The following is a 25,271-nucleotide window of genomic DNA, read 5'->3' as shown; positions in this document are numbered from 1 at the left end:
TCGTTCTAATCAGTTCGATGAATCATTGATGATAAGATTCCTCCATAAACGAATTTATGGAGGAATTATTTTATGTCTGAGGAGTTATTGCGCGCTGCACGTAATGGTGACGAAGAAGCATTTGCTGCCCTATATCAAAAATATTTTCCACTTTTACTACGTTTGAAAAACACCTATTATTTAAGAAATTATGTTTCTGAGGATTGGGAACAAGAAGCAAGGATCGCTTTATATCAGGCATTGAGAACTTACGAAAAAAGCAAAGGTGTTAGCTTTGGAAGTTATTATAAAAGCATTATAAGCAATCAAATCTATTCTCTATTGAGGAAGCAGAACGCGCTGAAGCGTCGTGATCAAAAAGATGAAGTCTCAATCGACCAAAAAATAGAGACAGAAGGACCAGACTTTTTAGCAGAGATCACATTGCAAGAACCTTTAGCGATTCAGCATCTTTTATTAAAAGAAGCAATCGAAAATTGCGAAATCCAGTTTTCAAAAATAGAAGCTAAAATTTTTCATTATTATATGCAAGGCGTTGATTTTGTAGACATGGCTGAATGTTTAGCAATGGATCACAAGCAAGTAATGAGCGCTTACGGGAGAGTAAAACTCAAAATAAAAAAACACTTGGAATTTTATAATGAGGAATAATTTAGAAAAATCTTAATGAGCTTCTTATTTATTTTTATTGCATTTCTTTTTTTTTTATGGTAAACTTGAAAATTTTAAAAATATGTGGTATAGTTGATAGTAGAGGTGAACTGTATGCCAACAACTTTAGCTTCAATCAAGAAAGATTTAGAAGGTCGTATCGGCAGCCCAATCATGTTGGTTGCTCAGACAGGAAGAAAGCGTCAAACAGAACGCCGCGGCGTTTTAACAGAAACCTATCCTTCAGTATTCGTTGTTGATTTGGATCCTGAAGAAAATTCTTTTGAACGAGTATCTTACAGCTATTCAGATGTACTTACTCGGACAGTTGAGATCGAATTTTTAACTGAAGCAGTTTAAAAAGCAAACGAGCCTGAGATTCGTAAGGCTCGTTTGCTTTTTTGTGTGCGAATCGGTATGCTAAGAATAAAAAAGCAGGGGGCGTTTGCTTAGTGGAATATCAGGTAAAGAAATTTGAAGAATTGTCAACAGCAGAGTTTTACGCGATCGTCAAAGAACGAATCGCAGTTTTTGTTGTGGAACAACAGTGTCCTTATCAAGAAGTTGATGACATTGATGGACAAGCTTGGCATACGTTTTTTCAAGATACTGAGGGGAAGATCCTTGCCTACACGCGAGTATATGAAGAAGCGGAGAGTATCCATTTTGGACGTGTCCTTGTTCATCAGGACAACCGTAAAGATGGTTTAGGAAGAAAGATTGTTCAAGAAACGATTAACATGATCCAGAAAAATTTTCCAGAAAAACCAATCGTGATCGGCGCACAAGAATACCTACAAGCTTTTTATGAGTCGTTTGGATTCAAGGCAATCTCAGATGTGTATTTGGAAGATGATATTCCACATATCGACATGAAAAAGGAACAAGTAGCAAGTTAAGAATCTATGATTTGTCAAATTAAGCTAGAATAAAATGCTTCTTGTACATAGCTCAAAAATATTTCGATTGGTGTTCTGTAATTCAATGATTTTCTTGGAATATGATTACGTTGATTGCTGACACTGGAAATAAATGTCTGATTCACTTCTCTAAAATCCATTGATTTCGGCAGTCCATTACGACGCAGAATCCCGTTAGAATTCTCGTTTAATGGGCGTTGAGAAGGTGTTCCAGGGTCCGCAAAATATATATCAATATCATGTTGGTTACTAATGGCTTTCCAGTTAGAAAATTCTTTTCCACAGTCAAACGTAATAGATTTAAAGAAGTTTTTAGGGAAGCGAGAAAACCATTGATTAAGGGCAGTTTCAATATCTAATGCCTTACGGCCGTTGGGTTTAATCGTGATAATGACTTTAGATAATCTTTCAACTAAAGTAATGACGGCACTTTTATGATGAATGCCAACGATCGTATCACCTTCAAGGTGACCAAACTCAGAATTGAAATCAGGATAATTATCAGGTCGATCATGGATTGAGCGCTGATACTGTTGTTTTCCCCGTTTTTCCTGATGGCCATTGGGTTTTCTTTTACCTTTCATCGGTAGTGTGTCAATATCAAATATTCCTTTAGAAAATAAACGATAAAGTGTTCTCATACCGCATGAAACAGGTCTTTCTTTTCGCCCGATAATGACGTCAGGCGTCCAACCAAGAGTGACTTTCTCTTTAATGTAATCTACTTCATGAGCAGGTAATTGAATGACTTTTCTCCCACATTTTTTCTTATTTTCTTTATACTGGTGCCAATAATCAAGAGCAGTCTTACCTTGCTTGAACTTATTGACTACATTATAAATAGTTTGTATAGCACGTCCCATTCGGTTAGCGATTTCAACCGGCTTATTATGTTGAAGATAATATGATTCTATCATTGTCAGTTCGTCTATGGTAAGATGTTTGTAGGTCATTTATGGTTACACTCCTTTGTTTTCTTTCGTCGGAAATACAATTTGAGTGTACCATAAATGCCTTTTTATTTTTCTAACTTAATTTTACAATTCGCGATCTAAAAAAAGAAAGCCGATACTGAAAATCGGCTTTCTTTTTTTAGATTATTTATTATTTAGAAGTATCGGAAAGATTTGTTTGCTCTACTGGATGTGTATTGTCTTCTGCCACTTGTTTGGCAAGAAGATCGCGTATGTCACTAAGATAATCTTCTGCAGTAGGAGTTTCTTCCACTTCCACTTGCTCTTCTTTGGAGCGTAAATTCTTCGCACGGTTTGCCGCTTTGACAACTAAGAATAAGACAAAACCAGTGATCAGAAATGTAATGATAGCACTAATAACGTTACCAAACGCAAATGTGACGCCTTTTGTCGGCGACCAGTCAAGAATTGAAAGTGCTCCTTCTAAATCAGAAGTACCTGTGATCATTGCGACAAACCAACCTATTAGTGGTGTGATCAAGCCTTGCACCACTTGGTTTACGATGCTTGTAAACGCACTACCAATAACAACGCCGACAGCAAGATCCAAGACATCTCCACGCATGATGAACTCTTTGAATTCTTTGATCATGAATGACCCTCCCTTCTTTTATTTGTCTTTAGTATATCGAAAAATAAAAAATAAAAAAACAATATACGCTTTTAGCCGTCTGTTTCTTTTGATAAAAAACATCTATGCTATACTATAAAGTGTAACATCATTTAGAAAAAACGGCGAATTGCCTGAACTTATAAATTTCAAGCAGAGGAATAAGTAAAAAAGGCAGGTTGACCATTAAAAGAGTAAGCGGGCAATCATCTGTGAAAAGGAGCATATAAATATGGTGTATCAATTGGCAGAAGGCGTGAATCTTCATGTCTTACCAACAAAACAATACAAAACGATCCGGATTTTTATCCGTTTTACTGCGCGTCTGCAACAAGAAGTCATCACGAAACGTTCACTTCTCAGCAGCATGTTGGAAACAAATAGTTTGAATTATCCGGATCAGACAAAGTTAAGTGCGCAACTTGCAGAGCTTTATGGCGCAAGCTTTGGATTATCAGTTAGAAAAAAAGGAAATTTACATTGGCTAAACGCAGGGACCAGTTTTGTGAATGGTGAATATGTCAATGATCCAAACCTTTTTTCTCAAGCGGTAGATTTTTTAAAAGAGGTTTTATTTTATCCAAATATTAAAAATCATCAGTTTGATCAGTTGACGTTTGACTTGGAAAAGAACAATCTGCGTCTATATTTGGAAAGTTTGAAGGAAGATAAACAAACTTTTGCTTCCTATGCCTTGCAAGAACTTTATTTTGAAAACAGCCCGGAACAAAAGATCCCAGGGTTGGGCGTAGTCGAAGATCTGGACAAGATCACTGCTAGTTCGCTAGCGTCCTACTATCAAGAAATGATGGCAAATGATCAAATCGACATTTTTGTTGTCGGCGATGTTGATCCGGACAAAGCAGCTGAAGCAGTTGGGCAATTACCATTTGAGTCGCGGGAAACAGTTTATCCCGATCTGTTTTATACCCAGCCTCAAGTGAATATCGTGAAGGAACGACAAGTACGTGAGCCAATCGTTCAAGCAAAGCTGAACCTAGCTTATCAGACAAATGTGTATTACGATGAACCAGAACGTTTTGCGCTAATGGTCTTTAACGGTTTATTTGGCGGTTTTCCTCACTCTAAACTTTTCACGAATGTCAGAGAGAAAGAAAGTCTAGCTTATTATGCCTCTAGTAGCGTGGATACGTTCCGAGGGTTCATGAGTGTCCAAACCGGTATCGATGAAAAGAACCGAAATCAAGTACTTCATCTGATTCACGAGCAATTAGAAAGTTTGCGAAATGGTGAAATAACAGAGTTGGAACTGTCTCAGACAAAAGCAATGCTGAGAAACCAATATCTGCTTTCTCTAGACTCTCCTCAAGCAGCAATCGAAGCTTCTTTTTTGGACAGCTGGCTGCCAGAAACAAAATTATCTGATGAAGAATGGTTGAAACGCATGGAAAGCGTGACAATCAAAGAGATACAACAAGTGGCTGAGCAAATCGAATTGCAGGCAATCTTCTTTTTAGCAGGAGGAAATGCAAATGAATAAAACAGAATATGAGCAAATCAATGAAACACTTTATCATGAAGTACTGCCAAACGGTTTGACCGTGTATTTGTTGCCTAAAAATGACTATCACAAGACATATGGTTTGTTCAGTACGAATTATGGTTCGATCGATAACGAATTTATTCCCTATGGTGAAAAAGAAAAGGTGAAAGTTCCAGATGGAATTGCCCATTTTTTAGAACATAAGTTGTTTGAAAAAGAAGATGGTGATGTCTTTCAATTATTTGGGAAACAAGGAGCTTCCGCCAATGCTTTCACAAGTTTTACGAAAACCAGCTATCTGTTTTCTACGACGGATCAGGTAGAAAAAAATCTGACGACCCTGGTCGATTTTGTACAAGCACCTTACTTCACAGAAGAAACTGTAAACAAGGAAAAAGGAATCATCGGTCAGGAAATCCAAATGTATGAAGACGACCCTAACTGGCGGATGTTTTTTGGCATACTAAATAACTTGTATCCTACACACCCATTGCATATCGATATTGCGGGCACGGTTGAAAGTATCGACAAAATCACAGCTCAAGACTTGTATACGTGCTATCGGACGTTTTATCAGCCAAGCAATATGGTTTTATTTGTAGTTGGTAAGATGGAGCCTGAGAAATTGATGAAACTTATTCGGGAAAACCAAGAAGCAAAAAATTTCCCTCCAAAGCAAGAAATTGTACGTTATTTCCCTGAAAACACAAAAGAAATCATCAAACAAAGTGCATTGGAAGCAGCCATTACACGAGATAAATTTGTACTTGGTATTAAAGGATTAGACACATTGCCGCAAGAAGGAACAGAACTGTTACGCTATAAAACAGCAATCAATCTGTTGTTCCAAATGATTTTAGGCAATACTTCTCGAAACTATCTAGCGATGTACAATCAAGGAATTATCGATGACAGCTTTGGTTTTGAATTCAGCTTGGATCGTGAATTTCACTTTGCGGACTTCAGCGGAGATACGGACGAACCAGAGAAAGCAGCAGAAAAGGTCAAAGAAATCATTCTTGGATTCGCTGATGATCCGGAAGTGTCAGAAACAAATCTCGATTTGCTGAAGAAGAAAATGCTTGGACAATATTTCCAATCATTAAATTCGATCGAATATATTGCCAATCAATTTACGCAAAGTTTATTTGGCGATCGAACTTTATTTGATCTTCCTGAAATCATCGATTCGATCCAAATGAAAGACGTACTGGCAGCTGGGGAAGCATTTATAAGTGAAGAGGCCTTCAGCGAGTTTTACATGAGACCAAAATAAACCAGTATTTTATGAGGAAAAGTCTTAAATTTCGTTTTAGACTTGTAGTAGGAACCTCCTCCAAAATCAGCTTTTATGGTATTCTTAGTTGTGTTGGAAAAATTAGTGAGAAAATAAAACAAATCATGCTCTCTTTTAATCAACTTATATTAAAATAAAATCAAACGAAGTAATCAAAGAGGTTGTGACAGAAGTGGTCAGCTTCAAGAAATAAGAAGGAATTTACGAAAATTGCTTCTCAAATTTTTGTGATATTTCGGCTTATTGCCGAAGAAGCTACTTCTGGAACACCGTGTACCAAGAGGTTGTGAAAAAGCTGCCCTGCATCAAGTAATAAGAACAGCCAAGTAAAAACAGATTCTGATGTTTTTAACTTGGTTGGACTTATTACCGCAGATGCAAGCTTTTGAACACCGTTTAAGGAAGAGGTTGTGAAATCAGCGTTTTGACCTGAGTATTAGAGAAACATACGGAAAAATATCTCCTTATATTTTGTCGGTTTTTGAGCTAATACCGAGGAACAGCTGATTGAATACCGTTTAAGAAAGAGGTCGTGAGCCTGCCGTTTAACTCCGAGTCACAAGGAACAAGTTCAAAAAACAGCTTCTTATATTTATTGGATATTGTGACTTGTGACCGAGGAGTTGGCAGGAGAACAATGTTTATTCGGAAAAAAGGAGCTGTGACATGACTTTTGTCACAGCACCCAAACATAACGTCTTTCGTTGCAACAGCAGATGCTTCGGAGAATCAAACAGACTGGAGAAGATGAACGAGTGGCTTTTGAAACCATCGGAGAAAAATTACGGCAAGCACGCCTGAATAAAAAAATATCTTTAGATGAATTACAGCAGATTACAAAAATTCAAAAACGTTATTTGGAAGCAATCGACAATGATGATTTTGACCAATTGCCTGGTAAATTTTACGTGCGGGCATTTATTCGGCAATACGCTGAAGCTGTAGGAGAAGATGGAGACCATTTAGTCGATGTTTTTGATGGGAAAAGCAAATTGACAGGATCGGTCCCTGAACGTCCGCAGCCTGAAACAGTAAGTACTTCTAGAAAAGCAATGCATCAGGAAGAATCGCATCCAAGTCTCTTTTGGACAAGTCTTCCTGTCATCTTATTAGGATTGGTTGCTTTGGCGATTGTCGTTGTCGTGGGCTATATGACTTGGCAAGATCGTCAAGCTGATCCAATAATCGGAGACACAGCTTCTTCGCTTAAAGTAGAAGGATCAGTCGAGGAGTCCTCTTCCTCAGAGCAAAGCACGCAGACCAAAGAGTCTTCTACAGTAGAATCAACAACAAAATCAAGTGAAGAAAAGAAAATGGCAATAGCTACAGGAGAAGATTCTGGCAGTGCCATCGCAGTAAATATCACAGACGCTACCAAGCCTGTAACCCTTGAATTTACTGCTGTCAATCGTGTATGGTTAGGTGTGCTAGTAGACAATGCCTATGTTTATCAAGGGACACTGGCAGCAAATGAAACACAGAGTACCGTGTTACCGGAAACAGCAACAAATGCGACCATCACGATTGGTGCAGCAAGCAATGCAACGATCAAAGCGAATGGAGAATCCGTACCAGTTAATCCAGGGGAAAACAATCAGAGTCCAAAAAATGTGAACCTTACTCTTCAATACGCAGAATGATCGTATAAATTAGTTTACGCATCTGTTTACTTGTAGGTATAAAAAAGAAGGATCGTGACAAATCTGTGTCGCGGTCCTTCTTCGTTAATTCAAAAAGATCAATTTCAATAAAAATACTCCTTTGAATAAATTCATTTGGAAAAGTAAATAATATCGGTGGAAACTTCGCTGATAGTCACGTAGAATAGGGAAGAAAGGAGTCGATAGTGTGAATTTACCAAATAAATTAACTGTACTTAGAATTTGTATGATCCCGATTTTCATTTTGGTTGTAGGTTTACCTTTAGATTGGGGACAACTTAACGTAGGAGACACCACACTGGCTGTCACACAGCTAGTAGGTGCAGTTATTTTTGCTTTAGCTAGTATCACAGACTGGTTAGATGGAAAAATTGCCCGTGCGCGAGGCCTTGTCACTAATTTTGGCAAGTTTGCGGACCCGTTGGCAGATAAAATGCTAGTTATGACTGCTTTTATCATGTTGGTTGACCAAGGAAAGGCCCCTGGTTGGGTAGTAGCGATCATTGTCTGTCGTGAATTAGCCGTCACAGGCTTGCGTTTACTACTTGTCGAACATGGAGAAGTCATGGCTGCAGCTTGGCCGGGAAAAGTCAAGACGGCTACACAAATGGTTGCTATTATCTTGCTGTTTATCAATAATATCCCATTCAGCCTGATCGGTATTCCAGTAGATCAAATCATGCTTTATGCTTGTCTGATCTTTACTATCTATTCAGGTGTGGATTACTTCATCAAAAACAGCGGTGTGTTCAAAGGATCAATGTAAGTATCGTTTAGTGGAGAGGTTGTGAGCCTGCCGTCTAACTCTGAGTCACAAGGGATAATTTCAAAAAACAGCTTTTCATGTTTTATGTATATTGTGACTTATGACCGAGATTTTGGCAGGAGAACACTGTTTATTTGGAACAAGGAGCTGTGACAAGATTTTTGTCACAGCTCCTTGCCCTCTTTTTAAATAAAAAAATATAAAAATACAGCGTATACTATATAAGGGAGCGGGAAGTAATGAAAGCAGAAATAATAGCTGTCGGAACAGAACTTTTACTAGGACAAGTCGTGAATACGAATGCCACTTTCTTGTCAGAACAGCTAGCTGATCTAGGTATCGAAGTTTATTATCAAACAGTTGTAGGAGATAATCAGCAGCGTTTAGAAGAGTTGATTGCTCTAGCTGAAACAAGAAGTGAACTCATACTCTTATGTGGCGGATTAGGACCGACAGAAGATGACCTGACAAAAGAAGCAACTGCGGCTCACCTCGGTAAGTCTCTCATACAAAATACGGAAGGATACAAAAAATTATTGGCATATTTTGAAACAACCCATCGAAAAATGACCAAAAACAATCTGCAACAGTCCCAGATCATCGAAGGCGGGGTTCCTCTACCAAATCGTACAGGGCTTGCTTTAGGGACTTTTTATCAAACAGATACACATGCGTATATCCTTCTTCCCGGTCCGCCTAATGAGTTGAAACCAATGTTTGGGGAACAAGTACGTCCTTTACTAGAGGAACGTTTTCCTTCTGAAGAAAAACTAATTTCTAAAGTTTTGCGCTTTTATGGGATTGGTGAATCGCGACTGGTCACTGAGCTAAAAGATCTGATTGAGACACAGATCAATCCAACGATCGCACCATATGCCAAACCAAATGAAGTGACATTACGACTGACAGTGAAAACAAATGATGTTCAGGCAGGGAATCAAGCTCTTTTAGCATTAGAAGAAAAAATCCAAGAACGAGTAGGGGAATATTTTTATGGATACGGCGATGATAATTCGCTAGCAAAAGTCGTAGTGGAACTACTGAAAGAAAACAAGCAGACTGTAACAGCAGCGGAAAGTTTGACAGCCGGCGCCTTCCAAGCCGCATTAGGCGACATTGCTGGTGTATCTGAAGTATTTCCAGGCGGATTCGTTACCTACTCGCTCCAAACAAAAGCTGGTTTTCTGGAGATTGATCCGGAGCTATTAGCAGAATATGGAACAGTCAGCAAAGAATGTGTGGAGCAGATGGCCATTCAAGCACGTGAGATAGCAAGAACAGATTACAGTGTAGCTTTCACCGGAGTGGCTGGACCGGACACGTTAGAAGGTCAATCTGCAGGAACAGTATGGATCGCTATTTCATCTAAAGACGGCGTGGTTTCGGAAAAATATCACTTTGCCAGAGATCGTGCTGCTATCAGATATAATGCGGTTATGCAAGGATTTGATCTTTTGAGAAAACAGCTTTTAAGAAAATGATAAATGCGAATATTTGTTCGGTTTTTTCTTGCTTTTTTTCACTAAAAAAGATATGATAAGGATAATGAAATGTTGCTCTGATTTGTAAATATAAGGAGGATTATCGTATTGGCAGATGATCGTAAAGCAGCCTTAGATGCTGCACTGAAAAAAATTGAAAAGAGCTATGGTAAAGGCTCTATTATGAAATTGGGCGAAAAAATCGACCAGCAAATCTCTACAATTCCAAGTGGCTCTCTTGCGTTAGATGTCGCTTTAGGTGTCGGCGGTTATCCCCGTGGACGTATTATCGAAGTATACGGACCTGAAAGTTCAGGTAAAACAACAGTGGCGCTACATGCTATTGCAGAAGTACAAAAAAATGGCGGAACTGCCGCTTTCATCGATGCTGAGCATGCGTTAGATCCGCAATATGCACAAAAATTAGGTGTGAATATCGATGAACTACTTCTTTCACAGCCTGATACAGGAGAACAAGGTCTGGAGATCGCTGATGCTTTAGTATCAAGTGGAGCTGTAGACATCGTAGTAGTCGATTCAGTTGCCGCTTTAGTTCCACGAGCAGAAATCGACGGCGAAATGGGTGACTCACATGTCGGGTTACAAGCACGTTTGATGTCTCAAGCATTGCGTAAACTCTCTGGTTCGATTAACAAAACAAAAACAATCGCTATTTTCATCAACCAAATCCGTGAAAAAGTAGGCGTGATGTTTGGGAATCCAGAAATCACGCCTGGAGGACGCGCATTGAAATTTTACGCAACGATCCGTTTAGAAGTACGCCGTGCAGAACAATTGAAACAAGGAACAGATATTGTTGGTAACCGTACAAAGATCAAAGTCGTGAAAAACAAAGTAGCTCCTCCTTTCAAAATCGCTGAAGTAGATGTCATGTATGGCTTAGGTATCTCACAAGAAGGAGAACTTCTAGACATGGCAGTAGAAAAAGACATCGTTGATAAAAGTGGTGCTTGGTATTCTTATAAAGAAGATCGGATTGGCCAAGGACGGGAAAACGCTAAAATCTATATGGCTAATCATCCTGAAATGATGGCAGAAGTTTCTGCTCTAGTTAGAGCAGCTTATGGTATTGGCGAAGAAGTCGCTGTCCCAGAAGATGAAAAAGGACAAGAAGAATTGCCTTTAGAAGAAGAATAAAAATCATGATAAACAAAAACGACTGGTCTGAAGAGTAGGTACTCTCCTTGACCTGCCGTTTTTTTATTGATCTTAATTGTCAAATTAAGTTAGACAAATCATCAATACTTACGTAACTCAAAAATACTTCCAAAGGTGTTCGATAATTCAGTGATTTTCTAGGAATATTATTTCGTTTCGATGCGACAGATTGAATAAAAGATTCATCTACTGAATTGAAATCCATAGATTTCAATAAACCATCTCTACGTAACAATCCGTTAGAATTCTCGTTTAGGCCTCTTTGAGACGGCGTTCCTGGATCAGCGAAATAAATGGCAATATCATTGGCATTACTGATCTGTTTCCAATTTGAAAATTCCTTTCCACAATCAAAAGTGATGGATTTGAATAGATTTTTCGGTACAGATTCAAACCAATGATTTAATTTGTTTTCAATATCAATCGCTTGTCTACCACACGGTTTCAATGTGATGATAACTTTTGATAATCGCTCAACTAAGGTAATTACAGCACTTTTATGTTTCAAACCTACGATAGTGTCACCTTCAAGGTGACCAAACTCATTTGAGAATTGGCTATAATCTTTTTCACGTTCATGAATAGAGCGACGGAAAGCTTGTTTTCCACGTCTTTCTTGATGTCCATTTGGTTTACGCTTGCCTTTCATCGGTAAGTCAGAAGGATTAAATAGCCCCTTTTTGAACATACGATAAATGGTACGAGCAGAACAACGAATAGGAAACGCTGCACGACCAACAATCACATCGGGTGTCCATCCTTGAACAACCTTTCTTTGAATATATTCTGATTGTTCCTCAGGTAAAACAAGCGGGCGTCTACCACAGTTTGATTTGTTTTTCTTATACTGTTGATAGTACTCTAAGGCTGATTTTCCTTGCTTGAAGAACAGGTATACTTTATGGATCGTTTGTCTTGAACGATTCAAGCAATGCGCAGTTTTCGCAACAGATTGATTTATTTTGAAATAAGACTCTATCATTACAAGTTCATCCGTTGTAAGATGGGTATAGGTCATTTGTACTCACTCCTTATAATTCTTTGGACGGAACTATTTTGAGTGTAGCACAAATGACTTTTTTAGTTGTCTAGCTTAATTTTACAATCGGCGTGAATAAAGAAATCGTGAGTTATTTAATTATACGAGTGGGTACATAAAATAAAAATATCTGTTCATCTACAAAGAATAATTTAATAGAAAAGTTTCTCAACTTAAAGGTTTACCTATATGAAACTAGCGTCATTTATTTTAAAAACCATCGTTTAATGAATAAGTAGAAAGCCGTTTCTTTGTTTATTTAAAGTTGACACTACGGGGTACAAACATTAGAATAAAGTTGTGCATGTTTTTTGTACACATATATGCGAAGATGCATATTGACAAGTTTAGAATAATTTATCATAGAAGCTGTATAGATGATAAAAATGAAAAAGATAGTATGGAGGTGGATTTTATGGTATTCAACATTCTCCTCGCTATCATCGGTTTAATTGTCGGTCTTGGTTTAGGGTTTATGGTCGCAAAGTCACGTCACGAGAAAGAAATAGCTGGTGCACAATCATCAGCTGCTGGAATCATCGATAGTGCAAAAAAAGAAGCAGAAACTCTAAAAAAAGAAGCATTGTTAGAAGCTAAGGAAGAAAATCAGAAATACCGTTCTGAAGTTGAAAGTGAGCTGAGAGAAAGTAAGTTAGAATTAAAATCTCAAGAGAATCGTTTGATTCAACGCGAACAAACGCTGAATCGTAAAGATGACTCGTTAGAAAAACGCGAGAACTCACTTGAAAGTAAAGAAGAAGCACTTAGTTCAAAACAGCAATTAATTGAAGAGCGAGAAAAAGACGTTGAAAAAATGATTGAAGATCAACAAAAAGAACTAGAAAAAATTGCTGGTTTATCAAAAGAGGACGCACGAGATGTCATCATGAAATCGACTGAAGAAGAGCTGAATCATGAGTTAACTCTAATGGTAAAAGAATCTGAACAGCGTGCCAAAGAAGAAGCAGATCGCAAAGCGAAAAACTTATTATCATTAGCGATTCAACGCTGCGCAGCAGATCAAGTTTCAGAAACGACTGTTTCAGTTGTTACCCTTCCGAATGATGAAATGAAAGGTCGTATCATTGGACGAGAAGGTCGTAATATTCGAACGCTTGAGACGCTGACTGGTATCGATTTAATCATCGATGATACACCGGAAGCAGTTGTTCTTTCCGGATTCGATCCAATCCGAAGAGAAATCGCACGGATGACCTTGGAAAAACTGATACAAGATGGACGAATCCATCCAGCGCGTATCGAAGAAATGGTCGAGAAATCTCGTAAAGAAATGGATGAACGTATTCGCGAATACGGGGAAGAGGCAGCGTTTGAAGTCGGTGCTCATACACTTCATCCAGATCTAATCAAGATCATCGGACGTCTGCGATTCAGAACTAGTTATGGACAAAACGTCTTGAAGCATTCGGTCGAGGTTGCAAAATTAGCTGGTATCTTAGCAGCAGAGCTTGGCGAAGATATCCAATTAGCAAAACGTGCCGGGTTGCTCCATGATATTGGGAAAGCACTTGACCATGAGATTGAAGGATCTCACGTTGAGATCGGTGCGGAATTAGCTGCCAAGTACAAAGAAAACCCAGTAGTAATCAACGCAATCGCTTCTCATCATGGAGATGTGGAAGCTACTTCTGTTATCTCTGTCCTTGTAGCTGCAGCAGATGCGCTCTCAGCAGCAAGACCTGGTGCGCGAAGTGAATCATTAGAAAACTACATCCGTCGTTTAAGAAGTCTGGAAAATATTTCGAACAGCTTCGCCGGTGTAGAATCAAGTTACGCAGTTCAAGCTGGACGCGAAGTTCGGGTAATGGTCAAGCCAGAAGAAATCTCGGATTTAGACGCTGTTCGTTTAGTACGTGATATTCGTAAACGAATCGAAGAAGAACTTGATTATCCTGGACACATCAAAGTAATCGTTATTCGGGAAACTCGTGCAACTGATTATGCTAAATAATAAAAAATACAAAAGAAGAGCCGCGGCAAAAGCCACAGCTCTTCTTTTTTTGTAAGGCACGAAAAAACATTGCTATCATTATTTTTTATTCAACATCTCAAGATCTTTCTCGATCGTCGTATTGATTCCTTTGATGACGGCTGGGATGAATCCTGCTTCTTCTAAGGCAACTACACCTGCAACAGTTGTACCTCCAGGAGAAGAAACTTGGTCTACAAGTTCCCATGGATTTTTATCACTTAAAAGGAATTTTTGACAAGAACCCATAATTGCTTTTGCAGCAATCTCAGTGGCTGTCTGTTTGGACAAACCATTCAGTACACCAGTCCGTCCCATCGCATCGATCAGCATGTAAACGAATGCGGGTGAGCTGCCAGCAAGGCCAATGAATGTACTGAAATCTGATTCTGCTAAAGGATAGACGCTGCCGATTGCTTCAAAAATCATCGTAGCTTGCTGAAGCTGTTCCTCCGTGGCAGCTTCATTTTTGCAAATCGCAGAAACGCCTGCTCCTACGCTGACATTGACATTCGGCATCACACGTACGATGGAGGCCTGAGGATCTTCAAGCGCTGTTTCTAAATCTGTTAATGATTTTCCTGAAGCAATAGAAATGAATAAGACTTTCTGGCTATATTCTCTTAGTTCTTCCAATACTTTTTCAATGATTTTTGGTTTCACGGCTAAAAGAACGATATCTGATTGTGATGCAACTTCCTGATTACTTTTGCATGCATGGACGCCAGTTTCAGCAGCAAATTTTTGTGCATTTTCAAAATGTCCACTGGAAACGAACACCTCTTCTTTCGAGACTGTTCCTTTTTTTAATAAACCATCAATAATAGCTTGTGCCATATTCCCTGTGCCGATAAATCCTACTTTCATGTTATCCTCTCCTTTAGCATTAGGATATCTTTCTTTTTCTATCATCGCAAGCAAAGAACAGGTCTAAAGTGGAAAAATTAAAATAAATAAGATAACATTGAGGTATGACACAAAAGTATACAAGTTAGGAATGGGAAAATGTGAAAAATAAACGATACTTGATGCTGCAATGGATAAAGGAACATAGTCTGATTTTAAAACTGATTTTTTTCGGCTCCGTGTTAATCTTTGTGGCAAATCAAGTCGCAAATATTGCTAATGGCATGAGTTGGCAAGATATTTGGCAAAGGATGGGACAACAAAGCCACATGACGATCCTGCTCATGATTATGGCTGGACTGCTGGGTGTCACTCCGATGTTGTTGTATGATTGGGTGACGATCAGAGTCTTAGAAAAACAAGGAAAACCAAAAATGGAAAGAAAAGAGTTTCTTCTTGCTGCGTGGGTAACAAACACGATCAACAATCTCGCCGGTTTTGGTGGTGTGGTAGGAGCAAGCCTGCGAGCTAGTTTTTATGGAAAGCAGACAAATAGAAAAATGGTTTTAGCTACTGTATCAAAAGTCGCACTATTTATGCTGACTGGTTTGTCTATATGGTCGTTTCTTACATTCATTGATGTCTTTTTTATTCAGTCAGAAAGTATTTTTCGAAGCTATTGGATCTGGCTTTTCGGCGGTAGTTTTTTAGCACCAGTCATTTTCTTTTTTGCTTATCTAAAGAGAAAGACATTGTTCTTCGAGTTTTATCCAAAAGGCTTGCTTGGTCTGCTACTGGCATCCTTTGGACAATGGACGGGAGCCCTTGCGGTATTTTTGATCATCGGCAAGTTGATGAGAATAGATATTTCGATGCTTTCGATCTATCCTATGTTTATGATTGCTACATTGATAGGAATGCTGACGATGGTCCCAGGTGGAATGGGGACTTTTGACGTTTTGATGATCTTAGGAATGAGTCAATTGTCTGTTCGGCAAGATGTAGCAGTAGTTTGGCTATTATATTATCGGTTGTTTTATTATGTTCTACCTTTTATGACGGGACTTCTATTGTTCATCACACATACAGGAGTCAAAATCAATCGATTTTTAGATAACATTCCGCGACTGTTTTTCCAAAAGGTTGCGCATATCGTGCTCGTAAGTGCTGTCTATTTTGCGGGAATCATGATGGTACTTCTATCAACAATCACTAATCTGTCTGCAATCAGTCGGCTATTTCAAGTATTATTGCCGTTCTCATTCAATTTTTTAGATCAGACAGTGAATCTATTGGTTGGCTTTTTATTACTCGGCCTTGCTCGAGCACTTTCAGTAAAAGTCAAAAAGGCATTTCTGCCTACGATTGCTTTACTATCTTTTGGTATTTTAAATACAATCACACGTACGTTATCTTGGCAGTTGATATTGGTATATGTCTTGATTCTGTTAGCTGTGTGGTTATCCAGAAAAGAATTTTATCGAACAAAATTCGTTTATTCTTGGGGAGCTATAATCTTTGATGCTAGCTTGTTCGGCTTTTTGTTTATCGTTTACGCAATCGCAGGTTATCACAGCGGACGCTTTTTAGTCGGTCGAATAACAGGAAACCATTTTATTTTGTTTCCTTCAGATGATGTGTGGTTCTCAGGGCTTATTGGTTTGGGCATCTCATTGCTAGCTTTAGTGGCGCTTTATCAATATTTAGCTGAAGATACTACGAAGCTTGGCAGTGAGTACGAAAAAGACCGTTTTGACCGTTTATTGGAAACATACGGAGGCACAGCTACAAGCCATCAGCTTCGCTTGTCAGGTTACAGTTATTTTTATTACCAAGAAGATGAGCAAGATCAAGTCGTTTTTGGTTATCAGATCAAAGGAAACAAATGCTTTGTTTTAGGAGATCCAGTTGGCAATCCTAAAATGATGCGGGCAGCAACGAATCAGTTTATGAAACAAGCAGATTGTTTAGGCTATCAGCTTGCGTTTTATAAGATATCAGAAAGCTACGTAGTGATGCTTCATGAATTGGGTTTTCACTTCACGAAAGTAGGTGAAGCAGGGATTGTTGATCTAGCAACAGAAGACTTGTCTCGGCTGAGTCAGCAACTTGAATATCAACGTTTGATGAAAGAAGGATACCATTTTACTTGGTACGATCAACTGCCAGAAGAATTACATCAAGCTGTAAATGAAGTTTCACAAAAATGGCTTCAAGGTGCACGAGAAAAATACTTCTCTGTGGGACGATTTGATAAATCATATGTATTATCTAACGGTGTCGGTATTGTTCGTAAAGATCAAAAAGTCGTTGGCTTCATCACCGCTCAGCCGATGACGAAGAAGCAGGCGGGATATGATTTGTTGCGGGTCTTACCTAAAGAATCTGAGGAATTAGCTGACTATCTGTTAGCCAATCTGTTTATTGTATACGAGAAAATGGGCTACTCGGAAGCCAATCTAGGCTTAGCTCCATTAGCTAATGTTGGAGAAACAGATTTTTCTTTCTTTCAAGAAAAAGTCATGCATATCGTATATAATTATGGTAATTTTTTCTATTCCTTCCAGTCTGCTTATGAAAAGAAATTAAAATATGTCGATCATTGGGAAGGACGTTACTTTGCTTATAGGAAAGGAAGTAATTTCGGATTTGCTACCATGCAGCTACTCAGTCTGATAGGAAAAGAAAAAGGAAATGTTCCGAGTTTGGCAGAAGAAGTGCTCACAGAATTATAAGAATCACTAGAACTTGTTTGGATTATGAAGAGAAAATTCTGTGAAAGCTGTTGAAACGATGACAAAATCAAGCACTAGGCAGACATAAGCTATACTTTTATTTTTCCCTATGATAGAATACTTGCGACTTAGACTTTTCGAATGGGTGAGAGGATGGAATTGATTGAAAAAGCGCCAGCCAAGATAAATTTAGGACTGGATGTATTATATAGACGGCAAGATGGGTATCATGAGTTGGAAATGGTGATGTCGAGCGTAGACTTGGCAGATCATCTATTTTTTGAAGAAATAACAGAAGACAAAATCATTGTAGAAACAAATAAAGCATTTTTACCGGTAGATGAACGGAACAATGTTTATCAAGCTGCTTTATTGTTAAAAAATAAATACAATATCAAAACCGGTGTCAAGATCTTTGTTAAGAAGAATATTCCAGTAGCAGCTGGATTAGGCGGAGGAAGTACAGACTGTGCAGCTGCTCTAAGAGGGATCAACCAATTATGGAATCTGGGCTGTTCGTTAGAAGAACTGGCAGAAATCGGTTTGGAAGTCGGTACAGATGTTCCTTACTGTGTCTACGGAAGTACGGCATTTGTCGGTGGCAAAGGGGAAGAAATCCAAGTATTACCTTCTATGCCACAGTGCTGGGTTGTGTTGGTCAAACCAAGAATGAGTGTCTCTACACGTACAGTGTTTAGAGAAGTAGATACGCAAGCCATCCAACATCAAGACATCCACGGACTTGCTGAAGCCATCCGAGAGCAAAATTATCAGCAGATGATCAAAAAAATGGGAAACAGTTTAGAAGATATAACGGGAAAGCGGCATCCAGTCATCCATCAAATCAAAGAGCGTATGATCAAGTACGGAGCAGATGCTGCATTGATGAGTGGAAGCGGACCAACCGTTTTTGCCTTGTGTCAACATTATTCAAGAGCGCAGAGAGTATATAATGGGTTAAAAGGTTTTTGTGAGGAAGTTTATTTAGTACGAACCCTGCAATAAAATATAAGAAGTAAAATAGGTGATGAAAAACTGAGGAATCCTAAAATGGTTTTCTTCAGTTTTTTATTGTAGTGAAATGACTAGATATGAGCAGCAACTCATCCATTTTACGATTTAATCAAGAATATACATGCTTAAATCAGAAATTGATGGATTTCTATTGACTGTGTTTTTTTATTTTGATACATTAGTTCACGCTAATAAATCGTAAAATTACGATTTGTTCATTGAAAGGAGCATATAAATGAAAAAATATCTTTTGACAGCTACGGTAATGATAGGTGCTTTACTGTTTGCAGCATGTGGAAATACGAACAAGGAAGCAGACAAAAAAGAGGATTTGACGATCGTTACGACTTTTTATCCGATGTATGATTTTACAAAAGAGATCGTAGGGGATGAAGGAAACGTGAAACTTTTGATCCCTGCTGGAACGGAGCCGCATGATTTCGAACCAAGTGCAAAAGAAAGAGCAGAAATTTCCGATGCAGATGTTTTCGTGTATAATAGTTCAGACATGGAATTTTTTGTGGATTCGTTAAAGGATTCAGTGGATAGTAAACAGACCTTGATGATCGAAGCAGCTAAAGGAATCGACCGTTTAGAATCGCAAGAAGCAGACGAACATGAAGAGTCAGAAGAAGGGCATGGTCATTCACATGAATACGATCCACATGTTTGGCTCGATCCGGTATTAGCTATAAAAGAAGTCAGAACGATTGCTGAAGAATTAGGCAAAAAATATCCAGATAAAAAGGAAACATTTACGAAGAATGCCGATGCTTATATCAAAAAGCTTGAAGCACTGGATCAAAAATACTCCGATGAGCTAAAAGATGCAACAAACCGCACATTTGTCACTCAGCATGCTGCTTTTGCTTATTTAGCGAATCAATACGACTTAAAACAAGTAGCGATTTCGGGCGTTTCACCAGATCAGGAACCCACACCAAGCCGCTTAGCTGAACTAAAAGAATTTGTGAAGAAAAACAACATCAAAGTGATTTATTTTGAAGAAAATGCCTCTTCGAAGGTAGCTGAGACATTGTCGAATGAAACAGGAGTGAAGCTAGAAGTGTTAAATCCTTTAGAAAGCTTGACTAATGAACAAATCAAAGCAGGCGAAAATTATATTTCTGTCATGGAAAAAAATCTGGAAGCTTTAAAAGAAAGTATCAATTAAGTTTTAGAATGGAGGTTGTAAGGTGCGTTATATCGAAATATCTGATTTGACCTTTTACTATGATGATGAACCTGTACTAGAAGATGTCTCTTATCATGTAGATGCGGGTGAATTTGTCATTTTAACTGGAGAAAATGGAGCAGCCAAGTCAACCTTGGTGAAAGCATCGTTAGGATTACTGAAACCTTCAAAAGGAATGATAAAGATTGCTGAGAAAAATCAAGAAGGAAAAAAATTAAGTATCGGCTATATTCCCCAACAAGTTGCATCTTTCAATGCAGGTTTTCCTAGTACGGTGATCGAATTAGTCCGTTCAGGAAGATATCCAAGAGGCCGCTGGTTCAAGCGTCTCTCTGAAAAAGATCATCAACATGTACAGCGTGCTTTAGAAGCTGTAGGGATGTGGGATATGCGAAATCGGCGAATAGGTGAATTGTCTGGCGGACAAAAGCAGCGAATCAGTTTAGCGCGTATTTTTGCTACTGACCCTGACTTATTTGTTCTTGATGAACCAACAACAGGTATGGATGAAGAATCCAGAAATGAATTTTATCGTCTTCTCCGACATAGTGCGCATGTCCATGGGAAATCAGTTCTAATGATCACCCATGATCATGAAGATATCAAACAGTATGCGGACAGACAGATCCGACTGGTGAGAAAGGAGGATTCTCAATGGCGTTGCTTTCATATGAATTCATGAGAAGAGCGTTTCTTGCCGCTATCTTCATTGCCGGAATCGCCCCGATGCTAGGTGTGTTTTTAGTGATCAGAAGACAATCGCTGATGGCTGATACGCTTTCTCATGTCTCTTTAGCAGGGGTAGCGTTAGGATTCTTTTTGAACCTTAATCCTACACTTACGACCATGCTAGTCGTTGTATTAGCAGCTGTGATATTGGAGTATCTGCGAACGATCTACCGAACCTATTCAGAAATCTCCATTGCCATTTTAATGGCTGGTGGTTTGGCGCTAGCGTTAGTATTGATGAATTTGAGCGGTGGGAATTCAGCAACAAGTATCCAATCCTATCTGTTTGGTTCGATCGTGACCATTACATGGGAGCAAGTCATCTTTTTAGGAATCTTATTCGTTGCCATCGGTATATTGTTCTTTTTATTCAAACGGCCGATGTATGTTCTGACTTTTGATGAAGATACCGCCCACGTGGATGGGCTACCCGTTCATTTGATGTCGATGATGTTCAATGTGATTACTGGTGTGGCTATTGCTGTGATGATCCCGATTGCCGGTGCACTTTTGATATCCGCAATCATGGTTCTTCCCGCAGCAATCGGTATGCGATTAGGCAAAAGCTTCAATGTCGTGATTGCTATCAGTGTTTGTGTAGGATTTCTAGGGATGCTGTCAGGACTAACTAGCTCGTTTTATCTAGATACCCCTCCAGGAGCAACAATCACATTAGTCTTTATTGCTTTGTTCCTGATTGTAAATATCATCAAACGAATATTGGTTGCCTTCAGAAGAAAAAATAACTAAATTATAAAGAAAAGAAGCCTTATAAAAACGAAAAATTTTTTATAGGCTTCTTTTTATTTTAATAAATACCGAACTATTTTCTTATTTTTTCATAAAATGCTCGAATTTTTGAAGAAAAACTTATATAATGTAAAACGATAAAATTTCTTAAAAGGAGTTGGAATAGGTGAAAGTACGTCGCAGTGAACGTCTAGTTGACATGACACAGTATTTATTGAATCACCCGCATGAATTGATTTCCTTAACAAGCTTTGCCGAACGTTATGAATCTGCTAAATCTTCCATCAGTGAAGATTTGGGAATCATCAAGAAAACATTTAAAGAACGAGGGTATGGAACCTTGGAAACAATCCCAGGTGCTGCAGGTGGTGTATTGTTCATCCCTGAAATTTCATATGAAGAGGCGAAAAAATATATTGAATCTCTAGCAGAACGTCTATCAGAACAAGACCGTCTGCTTCCAGGAGGATATGTTTATCTCTCTGATTTGTTAGGAGAACCTGAACTGCTACGTCAAGTTGGAAGAATCATTGCTTCTAAATACCTTGGTGAAAAAATCGATGCTGTGATGACTGTAGCCACAAAAGGCGTACCTATTGCCCAAGCTGTGTCCTATTATCTGAATGCGCCATTCGTTATTGTACGCCGGGACTCAAAAATAACAGAAGGATCAACAGTAAGTGTCAACTATGTGTCTGGATCTTCTGAAAGAATTGAAAAGATGGAACTGTCTAAGAGAAGTTTGAAACGTGGTTCACGTGTCCTTGTAGTGGATGATTTCATGAAAGGTGGCGGAACAGTCAACGGAATGAAGAGCTTGATTGAAGAATTCGAATCAGAACTTGTTGGCATCACTGTATTTGCCGAATCAAAATTCAACGGTCATCGCGCCATCGATGATTATACTTCACTGCTTTATGTCAAAGATGTAGATACTCAAACGAAAAATATTACGGTTGTGCCGGGAAATTATTTTTCAGAATAAGAGGTTGTGAAAAAGCCGCTTAGTTTCGAGTAGTAAGAAAAATTTTGTGAAAATGGCTTTCCACATTTTTTCATAAATTTGGCTTAATACCGAGAAACCGGCTTTTGAACACCGTTTATCTAGAGGTTGTGAAATCAGCGTCCTGTCCTGAGTATTAGCTCAATAAACGGAAAAATTGCTCCTCATATTTTGCCGTTTATTGAGCTAATACCGAAGGTCAGCTGATTGAAAACCGTTTAATGAAGAGGTTGTAAGCCTACCGTTTAACTCTAAGTCACAAGAAACGATTTCAAAAAACAGCTTTTCATGTTTTATGAGTAGTGTGACTTGTGACCGAGGAGTTGGCAGGAGAGCACCGGTTACCAAATAGATAGGCCCGTTATGGTCTATCTATTTTTTTATCCAGAAAACGCTGAGATAAAAGAAAATCACTTGTTTTGTTGAAAAAATGGGTATACTGGGATAAACTGAAATCAGCAAACTATATTTAGGAGTGACGCAGTTGGACGCACGTTATGCAATTATTTTGGCGGCAGGGAAAGGTACCCGCATGAAGTCAAAATTATATAAAGTTTTACATCCCGTTTCTGGTAAACCTATGGTAGAACATATCATTAATCGGGTCAGTGAAACGAAACCAGATGAAGTGATTACGATCGTTGGACACGGAGCAGAACAAGTTAAAGCACAACTAGGAGAACGCAGTAAATATGCGTTACAAGCAGAACAATTGGGAACAGGACATGCTGTTTTGCAAGCTGCTTCTTTCTTGGAAGGAAAAAAAGGAACAACGTTAGTTATCAGTGGCGATACACCATTATTGACTACTGAAACGCTGAACAATCTTTTTGAATATCACCAAGGAAAAAATGCAAGTGCAACGATCTTGACGGCACAAGCAGAAAACCCAACAGGATATGGACGAATCATCCGTGACCATATTGGGATCGTAGAAAAAATCGTGGAACAAAAAGATGCAACACCAGAAGAAGCTCTTGTACAAGAAATCAATACAGGAACTTACTGTTTTGACAACGAAGCTTTGTTCGATGCGTTAAGCAAAGTTGGAACAAACAATGCTCAAGGTGAATACTATCTAACAGATATCATCGAAATCTTAAAAGAAGAAGGCAATACAGTTGCTGCTTATCAAACGGATGATTTTGAAGAATCAATGGGAGTCAATGATCGGATCGCGTTAGCTAAAGCAAATGAGATCATGAGAAAGCGAATTAACCAGATGCATATGGTCAATGGCGTAAGCTTTGTCGATTCAGCAACGACATACATCGATGCAGGCGTAGAAATCGGTCCAGACACATTGATCGAAGCAGGTGTACAAATCCAAGGAAATACAGTCATCGGTTCTGATTGTGTCATCGGGGCACATTCAAAAATCGTAGACAGTAGGATTGAGGATCACGTCGTCATTGAAAACTCAGTCATTGAAAGCAGCCATGTCAAGAAACATGCAGATGTGGGACCTTATGCACATTTACGACCAAAAGCTGAAATTGGCGAAAACGTCCATATCGGAAACTTTGTGGAAGTGAAAAATGCTCAAATCGGCAAAGAAACTAAAGTCGGTCACTTGACTTATGTTGGTGATGCTACGCTGGGAGAAGAAATCAATGTCGGATGTGGTGTTGTCTTCGTCAACTATGATGGAAAGAACAAACATCATACGACTGTCGGCGACCACAGCTTTATTGGTTCTAGCACGAATATCATCGGACCTGTCGAGGTAGCTAAAAACAGTTCGATTGCTGCCGGGTCAACAATTACAGACAATATTCCAGAATATGCGCTGGCAATTGCGAGAGCAAGACAAGTCAATAAAGAAGGATATGCAAAAAAACTCCCTTATCTAAACTAAGACTTTTGCAAAATCACTTGATTTATTTAAAAAATATGACTACTATTTATTAGGTAGAATTCTAGAGTTGTGAAAAAGAAAGTGGAGGTCCCCATGTCAAAACATTACTTTGACCCAAGATTAAAAATTTTTGCGTTAAATTCCAATCGCCCATTAGCAGAGAAAATTGCAGCAGCAGTCGGCGTCGAGTTAGGAAAATCATCTGTTACTCAATTTAGTGATGGAGAAATTCAAGTAAACATTGAAGAAAGTATTCGTGGTTCGCATGTCTATGTTATTCAATCAACGAGTAGCCCAGTCAATGATAACTTGATGGAGTTGCTGATCATGATTGACGCACTGAAACGAGCAAGTGCAAAAACAATCAACGTAGTCATGCCTTATTATGGCTATGCGCGTCAAGACCGTAAAGCACGTGCACGGGAACCAATCACAGCGAAATTAGTAGCAAACATGATCCAAAAAGCCGGTGCAACAAGAATGCTGACTTTGGACCTTCATGCAGTCCAAATCCAAGGTTTCTTTGATATTCCAGTCGATCATTTGATGGGTGCGCCACTTATTGCCAATTATTTCTTAGAGAAAGGAATCAAAGGCGATGATGTTGTTGTTGTTTCACCAGACCATGGTGGTGTCACACGGGCACGTAAATTAGCGGAATTTTTGAAATCTCCGATTGCGATCATCGACAAACGCCGTCCAAAAGCAAATGTTGCAGAAGTAATGAATATCATTGGACAAGTCAAAGGCAAAACTTGTGTACTGATCGATGATATGATCGATACAGCAGGTACGATCACATTGGCTGCCAATGCTTTGAAAGAAGCTGGTGCAACTAGTGTGTATGCTTCATGTACACATCCAGTATTATCCGGCCCTGCTTTACAAAGAATAGAAGATTCAGCTATCGAGCGTCTAGTTGTTACAGACTCGATCTATCTTCCAGAAGATCGTAAAATCGACAAAATCGATGAAGTAAGTGTTGGCGGACTAATGGGAGATGCAATCAAACGTATCCATGAAAACAAACCAGTTAGTCCATTGTTTGAAACAAAAAATAAATAATAAA

22 protein-coding genes are annotated in these 25,271 nt (G+C 38.8%); 18 read left to right on the top strand and 4 right to left on the bottom strand.

Annotation, left to right across the window (positions count from 1 at the left end):
• Window positions 1-72 precede the first annotated feature (72 nt).
• The 3 genes from MKX69_RS11870 to MKX69_RS11860 all read left to right on the top strand — a co-directional run bounded on the left by MKX69_RS11870 (window position 73) and on the right by MKX69_RS11860 (window position 1,550).
• Entirely contained in the window at window positions 73-651 is a 579-nt protein-coding gene (locus tag MKX69_RS11870; RefSeq protein ID WP_341010351.1) for a sigma-70 family RNA polymerase sigma factor, read from the top strand.
• A 114-nt stretch (window positions 652-765) separates the two neighbouring features.
• Entirely contained in the window at window positions 766-1,011 is a 246-nt protein-coding gene (locus MKX69_RS11865; protein ID WP_002287434.1) for a Veg family protein, read from the top strand.
• A 92-nt stretch (window positions 1,012-1,103) separates the two neighbouring features.
• Complete coding sequence (locus tag MKX69_RS11860; RefSeq protein WP_341010347.1) at window positions 1,104-1,550, top strand: GNAT family N-acetyltransferase; 447 nt, start codon at window positions 1,104-1,106, stop codon at window positions 1,548-1,550.
• Between the two features lie 14 nt (window positions 1,551-1,564).
• Here MKX69_RS11860 and MKX69_RS11855 read toward each other — a convergent pair whose 3' ends face one another.
• Both MKX69_RS11855 and mscL read right to left on the bottom strand, forming a co-directional pair.
• Window positions 1,565-2,524 (bottom strand): IS30-like element IS6770 family transposase, encoded by a 960-nt coding sequence (locus MKX69_RS11855; RefSeq protein ID WP_002293280.1) that lies wholly within the window; start codon window positions 2,522-2,524, stop codon window positions 1,565-1,567.
• Window positions 2,525-2,675: 151 nt separating this feature from the next.
• Window positions 2,676-3,137: a large conductance mechanosensitive channel protein MscL gene (gene mscL, locus MKX69_RS11850; RefSeq protein WP_002287431.1), complete on the bottom strand. Its 462-nt coding sequence runs from the start codon at window positions 3,135-3,137 to the stop codon at window positions 2,676-2,678.
• Window positions 3,138-3,387: 250 nt separating this feature from the next.
• On the opposite strand from mscL, the gene yfmF reads away from it, so the two are divergent.
• The 6 genes from yfmF to recA all read left to right on the top strand — a co-directional run bounded on the left by yfmF (window position 3,388) and on the right by recA (window position 11,022).
• The gene (gene yfmF / locus MKX69_RS11845) at window positions 3,388-4,656 is read left to right on the top strand and encodes an EF-P 5-aminopentanol modification-associated protein YfmF (protein WP_341010345.1); all 1,269 of its coding nucleotides are present in this window, start codon (window positions 3,388-3,390) and stop codon (window positions 4,654-4,656) included.
• Complete coding sequence (yfmH, locus tag MKX69_RS11840) at window positions 4,649-5,935, top strand: EF-P 5-aminopentanol modification-associated protein YfmH (protein WP_341010343.1); 1,287 nt, start codon at window positions 4,649-4,651, stop codon at window positions 5,933-5,935. The genes yfmF and yfmH overlap by 8 nt, the downstream gene beginning before the upstream one ends.
• Window positions 5,936-6,672: 737 nt before the next feature.
• The gene (locus MKX69_RS11835) at window positions 6,673-7,596 is read left to right on the top strand and encodes a RodZ domain-containing protein (protein ID WP_341010341.1); all 924 of its coding nucleotides are present in this window, start codon (window positions 6,673-6,675) and stop codon (window positions 7,594-7,596) included.
• A 208-nt stretch (window positions 7,597-7,804) separates the two neighbouring features.
• Window positions 7,805-8,383, top strand: coding sequence for a CDP-diacylglycerol--glycerol-3-phosphate 3-phosphatidyltransferase (pgsA, locus tag MKX69_RS11830; RefSeq protein ID WP_002298210.1), 579 nt, complete (start codon window positions 7,805-7,807; stop codon window positions 8,381-8,383).
• 239 nt (window positions 8,384-8,622) lie between these two features.
• Complete coding sequence (locus tag MKX69_RS11825; RefSeq protein ID WP_341010338.1) at window positions 8,623-9,864, top strand: competence/damage-inducible protein A; 1,242 nt, start codon at window positions 8,623-8,625, stop codon at window positions 9,862-9,864.
• 108 nt (window positions 9,865-9,972) lie between these two features.
• On the top strand, window positions 9,973-11,022 hold the full coding sequence (gene recA / locus MKX69_RS11820; RefSeq protein ID WP_002307721.1) for a recombinase RecA: 1,050 nt from the start codon (window positions 9,973-9,975) through the stop codon (window positions 11,020-11,022).
• A gap of 79 nt (window positions 11,023-11,101) precedes the next feature.
• Here the strand turns inward: recA and MKX69_RS11815 are convergent, their stop codons facing one another.
• Window positions 11,102-12,061 (bottom strand): IS30 family transposase, encoded by a 960-nt coding sequence (locus tag MKX69_RS11815; protein WP_000222573.1) that lies wholly within the window; start codon window positions 12,059-12,061, stop codon window positions 11,102-11,104.
• A gap of 436 nt (window positions 12,062-12,497) precedes the next feature.
• On the opposite strand from MKX69_RS11815, the gene rny reads away from it, so the two are divergent.
• Window positions 12,498-14,054, top strand: a complete 1,557-nt coding sequence (gene rny / locus MKX69_RS11810) for a ribonuclease Y (protein WP_002287336.1) — start codon at window positions 12,498-12,500, stop codon at window positions 14,052-14,054.
• Between the two features lie 78 nt (window positions 14,055-14,132).
• Here the strand turns inward: rny and proC are convergent, their stop codons facing one another.
• On the bottom strand, window positions 14,133-14,939 hold the full coding sequence (gene proC / locus MKX69_RS11805; RefSeq protein WP_341010335.1) for a pyrroline-5-carboxylate reductase: 807 nt from the start codon (window positions 14,937-14,939) through the stop codon (window positions 14,133-14,135).
• A 140-nt stretch (window positions 14,940-15,079) separates the two neighbouring features.
• Here proC and mprF point away from each other — a divergent pair, with 140 nt between their 5' ends.
• The 8 genes from mprF to MKX69_RS11765 all read left to right on the top strand — a co-directional run bounded on the left by mprF (window position 15,080) and on the right by MKX69_RS11765 (window position 25,267).
• The gene (gene mprF, locus MKX69_RS11800; protein ID WP_341010333.1) at window positions 15,080-17,653 is read left to right on the top strand and encodes a bifunctional lysylphosphatidylglycerol flippase/synthetase MprF; all 2,574 of its coding nucleotides are present in this window, start codon (window positions 15,080-15,082) and stop codon (window positions 17,651-17,653) included.
• 153 nt (window positions 17,654-17,806) lie between these two features.
• Window positions 17,807-18,658, top strand: a complete 852-nt coding sequence (gene ispE / locus MKX69_RS11795) for a 4-(cytidine 5'-diphospho)-2-C-methyl-D-erythritol kinase (RefSeq protein ID WP_025479366.1) — start codon at window positions 17,807-17,809, stop codon at window positions 18,656-18,658.
• 244 nt (window positions 18,659-18,902) lie between these two features.
• Window positions 18,903-19,841 (top strand): metal ABC transporter substrate-binding protein, encoded by a 939-nt coding sequence (locus MKX69_RS11790; protein ID WP_341010330.1) that lies wholly within the window; start codon window positions 18,903-18,905, stop codon window positions 19,839-19,841.
• A gap of 22 nt (window positions 19,842-19,863) precedes the next feature.
• On the top strand, window positions 19,864-20,544 hold the full coding sequence (locus tag MKX69_RS11785; protein WP_002287343.1) for a metal ABC transporter ATP-binding protein: 681 nt from the start codon (window positions 19,864-19,866) through the stop codon (window positions 20,542-20,544).
• Window positions 20,517-21,341, top strand: a complete 825-nt coding sequence (locus MKX69_RS11780; RefSeq protein ID WP_002287344.1) for a metal ABC transporter permease — start codon at window positions 20,517-20,519, stop codon at window positions 21,339-21,341. The genes MKX69_RS11785 and MKX69_RS11780 overlap by 28 nt, the downstream gene beginning before the upstream one ends.
• Before the next feature lie 166 nt (window positions 21,342-21,507).
• Window positions 21,508-22,326, top strand: coding sequence for a pur operon repressor (purR, locus tag MKX69_RS11775; protein WP_002287345.1), 819 nt, complete (start codon window positions 21,508-21,510; stop codon window positions 22,324-22,326).
• A gap of 502 nt (window positions 22,327-22,828) precedes the next feature.
• Window positions 22,829-24,202 (top strand): bifunctional UDP-N-acetylglucosamine diphosphorylase/glucosamine-1-phosphate N-acetyltransferase GlmU, encoded by a 1,374-nt coding sequence (gene glmU, locus MKX69_RS11770; protein WP_202765425.1) that lies wholly within the window; start codon window positions 22,829-22,831, stop codon window positions 24,200-24,202.
• A 93-nt stretch (window positions 24,203-24,295) separates the two neighbouring features.
• Window positions 24,296-25,267 carry a ribose-phosphate diphosphokinase gene (locus tag MKX69_RS11765; RefSeq protein WP_002287347.1) on the top strand — a complete coding sequence of 324 codons (972 nt, stop codon included), beginning with the start codon at window positions 24,296-24,298 and terminating at the stop codon, window positions 25,265-25,267.
• Window positions 25,268-25,271: the final 4 nt, after the last annotated feature.

It is taken from the genome of Enterococcus sp. FSL R5-0957, assembly GCF_038008005.1.
Classification (GTDB): domain Bacteria; phylum Bacillota; class Bacilli; order Lactobacillales; family Enterococcaceae; genus Enterococcus_B; species Enterococcus_B faecium.
The sequence above is the reverse complement of the archived record's forward strand: the minus strand, read 5'-3'. Positions and strand labels throughout refer to the sequence as shown.

Bases quoted from the DNA above. Each gene is read 5' to 3' on its own strand.
- ispE (WP_025479366.1), top strand. From the start codon at position 17,807: ATGGAATTGATTGAAAAAGCGCCAGCCAAGATAAATTTAGGACTGGAT.
- MKX69_RS11815 (WP_000222573.1), bottom strand. From the start codon at position 12,061: ATGACCTATACCCATCTTACAACGGATGAACTTGTAATGATAGAGTCT.
- mscL (WP_002287431.1), bottom strand. From the start codon at position 3,137: ATGATCAAAGAATTCAAAGAGTTCATCATGCGTGGAGATGTCTTGGAT.
- MKX69_RS11780 (WP_002287344.1), top strand. From the start codon at position 20,517: ATGGCGTTGCTTTCATATGAATTCATGAGAAGAGCGTTTCTTGCCGCT.
- rny (WP_002287336.1), top strand. From the start codon at position 12,498: ATGGTATTCAACATTCTCCTCGCTATCATCGGTTTAATTGTCGGTCTT.
- MKX69_RS11865 (WP_002287434.1), top strand. From the start codon at position 766: ATGCCAACAACTTTAGCTTCAATCAAGAAAGATTTAGAAGGTCGTATC.
- yfmH (WP_341010343.1), top strand. From the start codon at position 4,649: ATGAATAAAACAGAATATGAGCAAATCAATGAAACACTTTATCATGAA.
- MKX69_RS11835 (WP_341010341.1), top strand. From the start codon at position 6,673: ATGCTTCGGAGAATCAAACAGACTGGAGAAGATGAACGAGTGGCTTTT.
- MKX69_RS11855 (WP_002293280.1), bottom strand. From the start codon at position 2,524: ATGACCTACAAACATCTTACCATAGACGAACTGACAATGATAGAATCA.
- proC (WP_341010335.1), bottom strand. From the start codon at position 14,939: ATGAAAGTAGGATTTATCGGCACAGGGAATATGGCACAAGCTATTATT.
- MKX69_RS11765 (WP_002287347.1), top strand. From the start codon at position 24,296: ATGTCAAAACATTACTTTGACCCAAGATTAAAAATTTTTGCGTTAAAT.
- MKX69_RS11790 (WP_341010330.1), top strand. From the start codon at position 18,903: ATGAAAAAATATCTTTTGACAGCTACGGTAATGATAGGTGCTTTACTG.
- MKX69_RS11870 (WP_341010351.1), top strand. From the start codon at position 73: ATGTCTGAGGAGTTATTGCGCGCTGCACGTAATGGTGACGAAGAAGCA.
- MKX69_RS11825 (WP_341010338.1), top strand. From the start codon at position 8,623: ATGAAAGCAGAAATAATAGCTGTCGGAACAGAACTTTTACTAGGACAA.
- yfmF (WP_341010345.1), top strand. From the start codon at position 3,388: ATGGTGTATCAATTGGCAGAAGGCGTGAATCTTCATGTCTTACCAACA.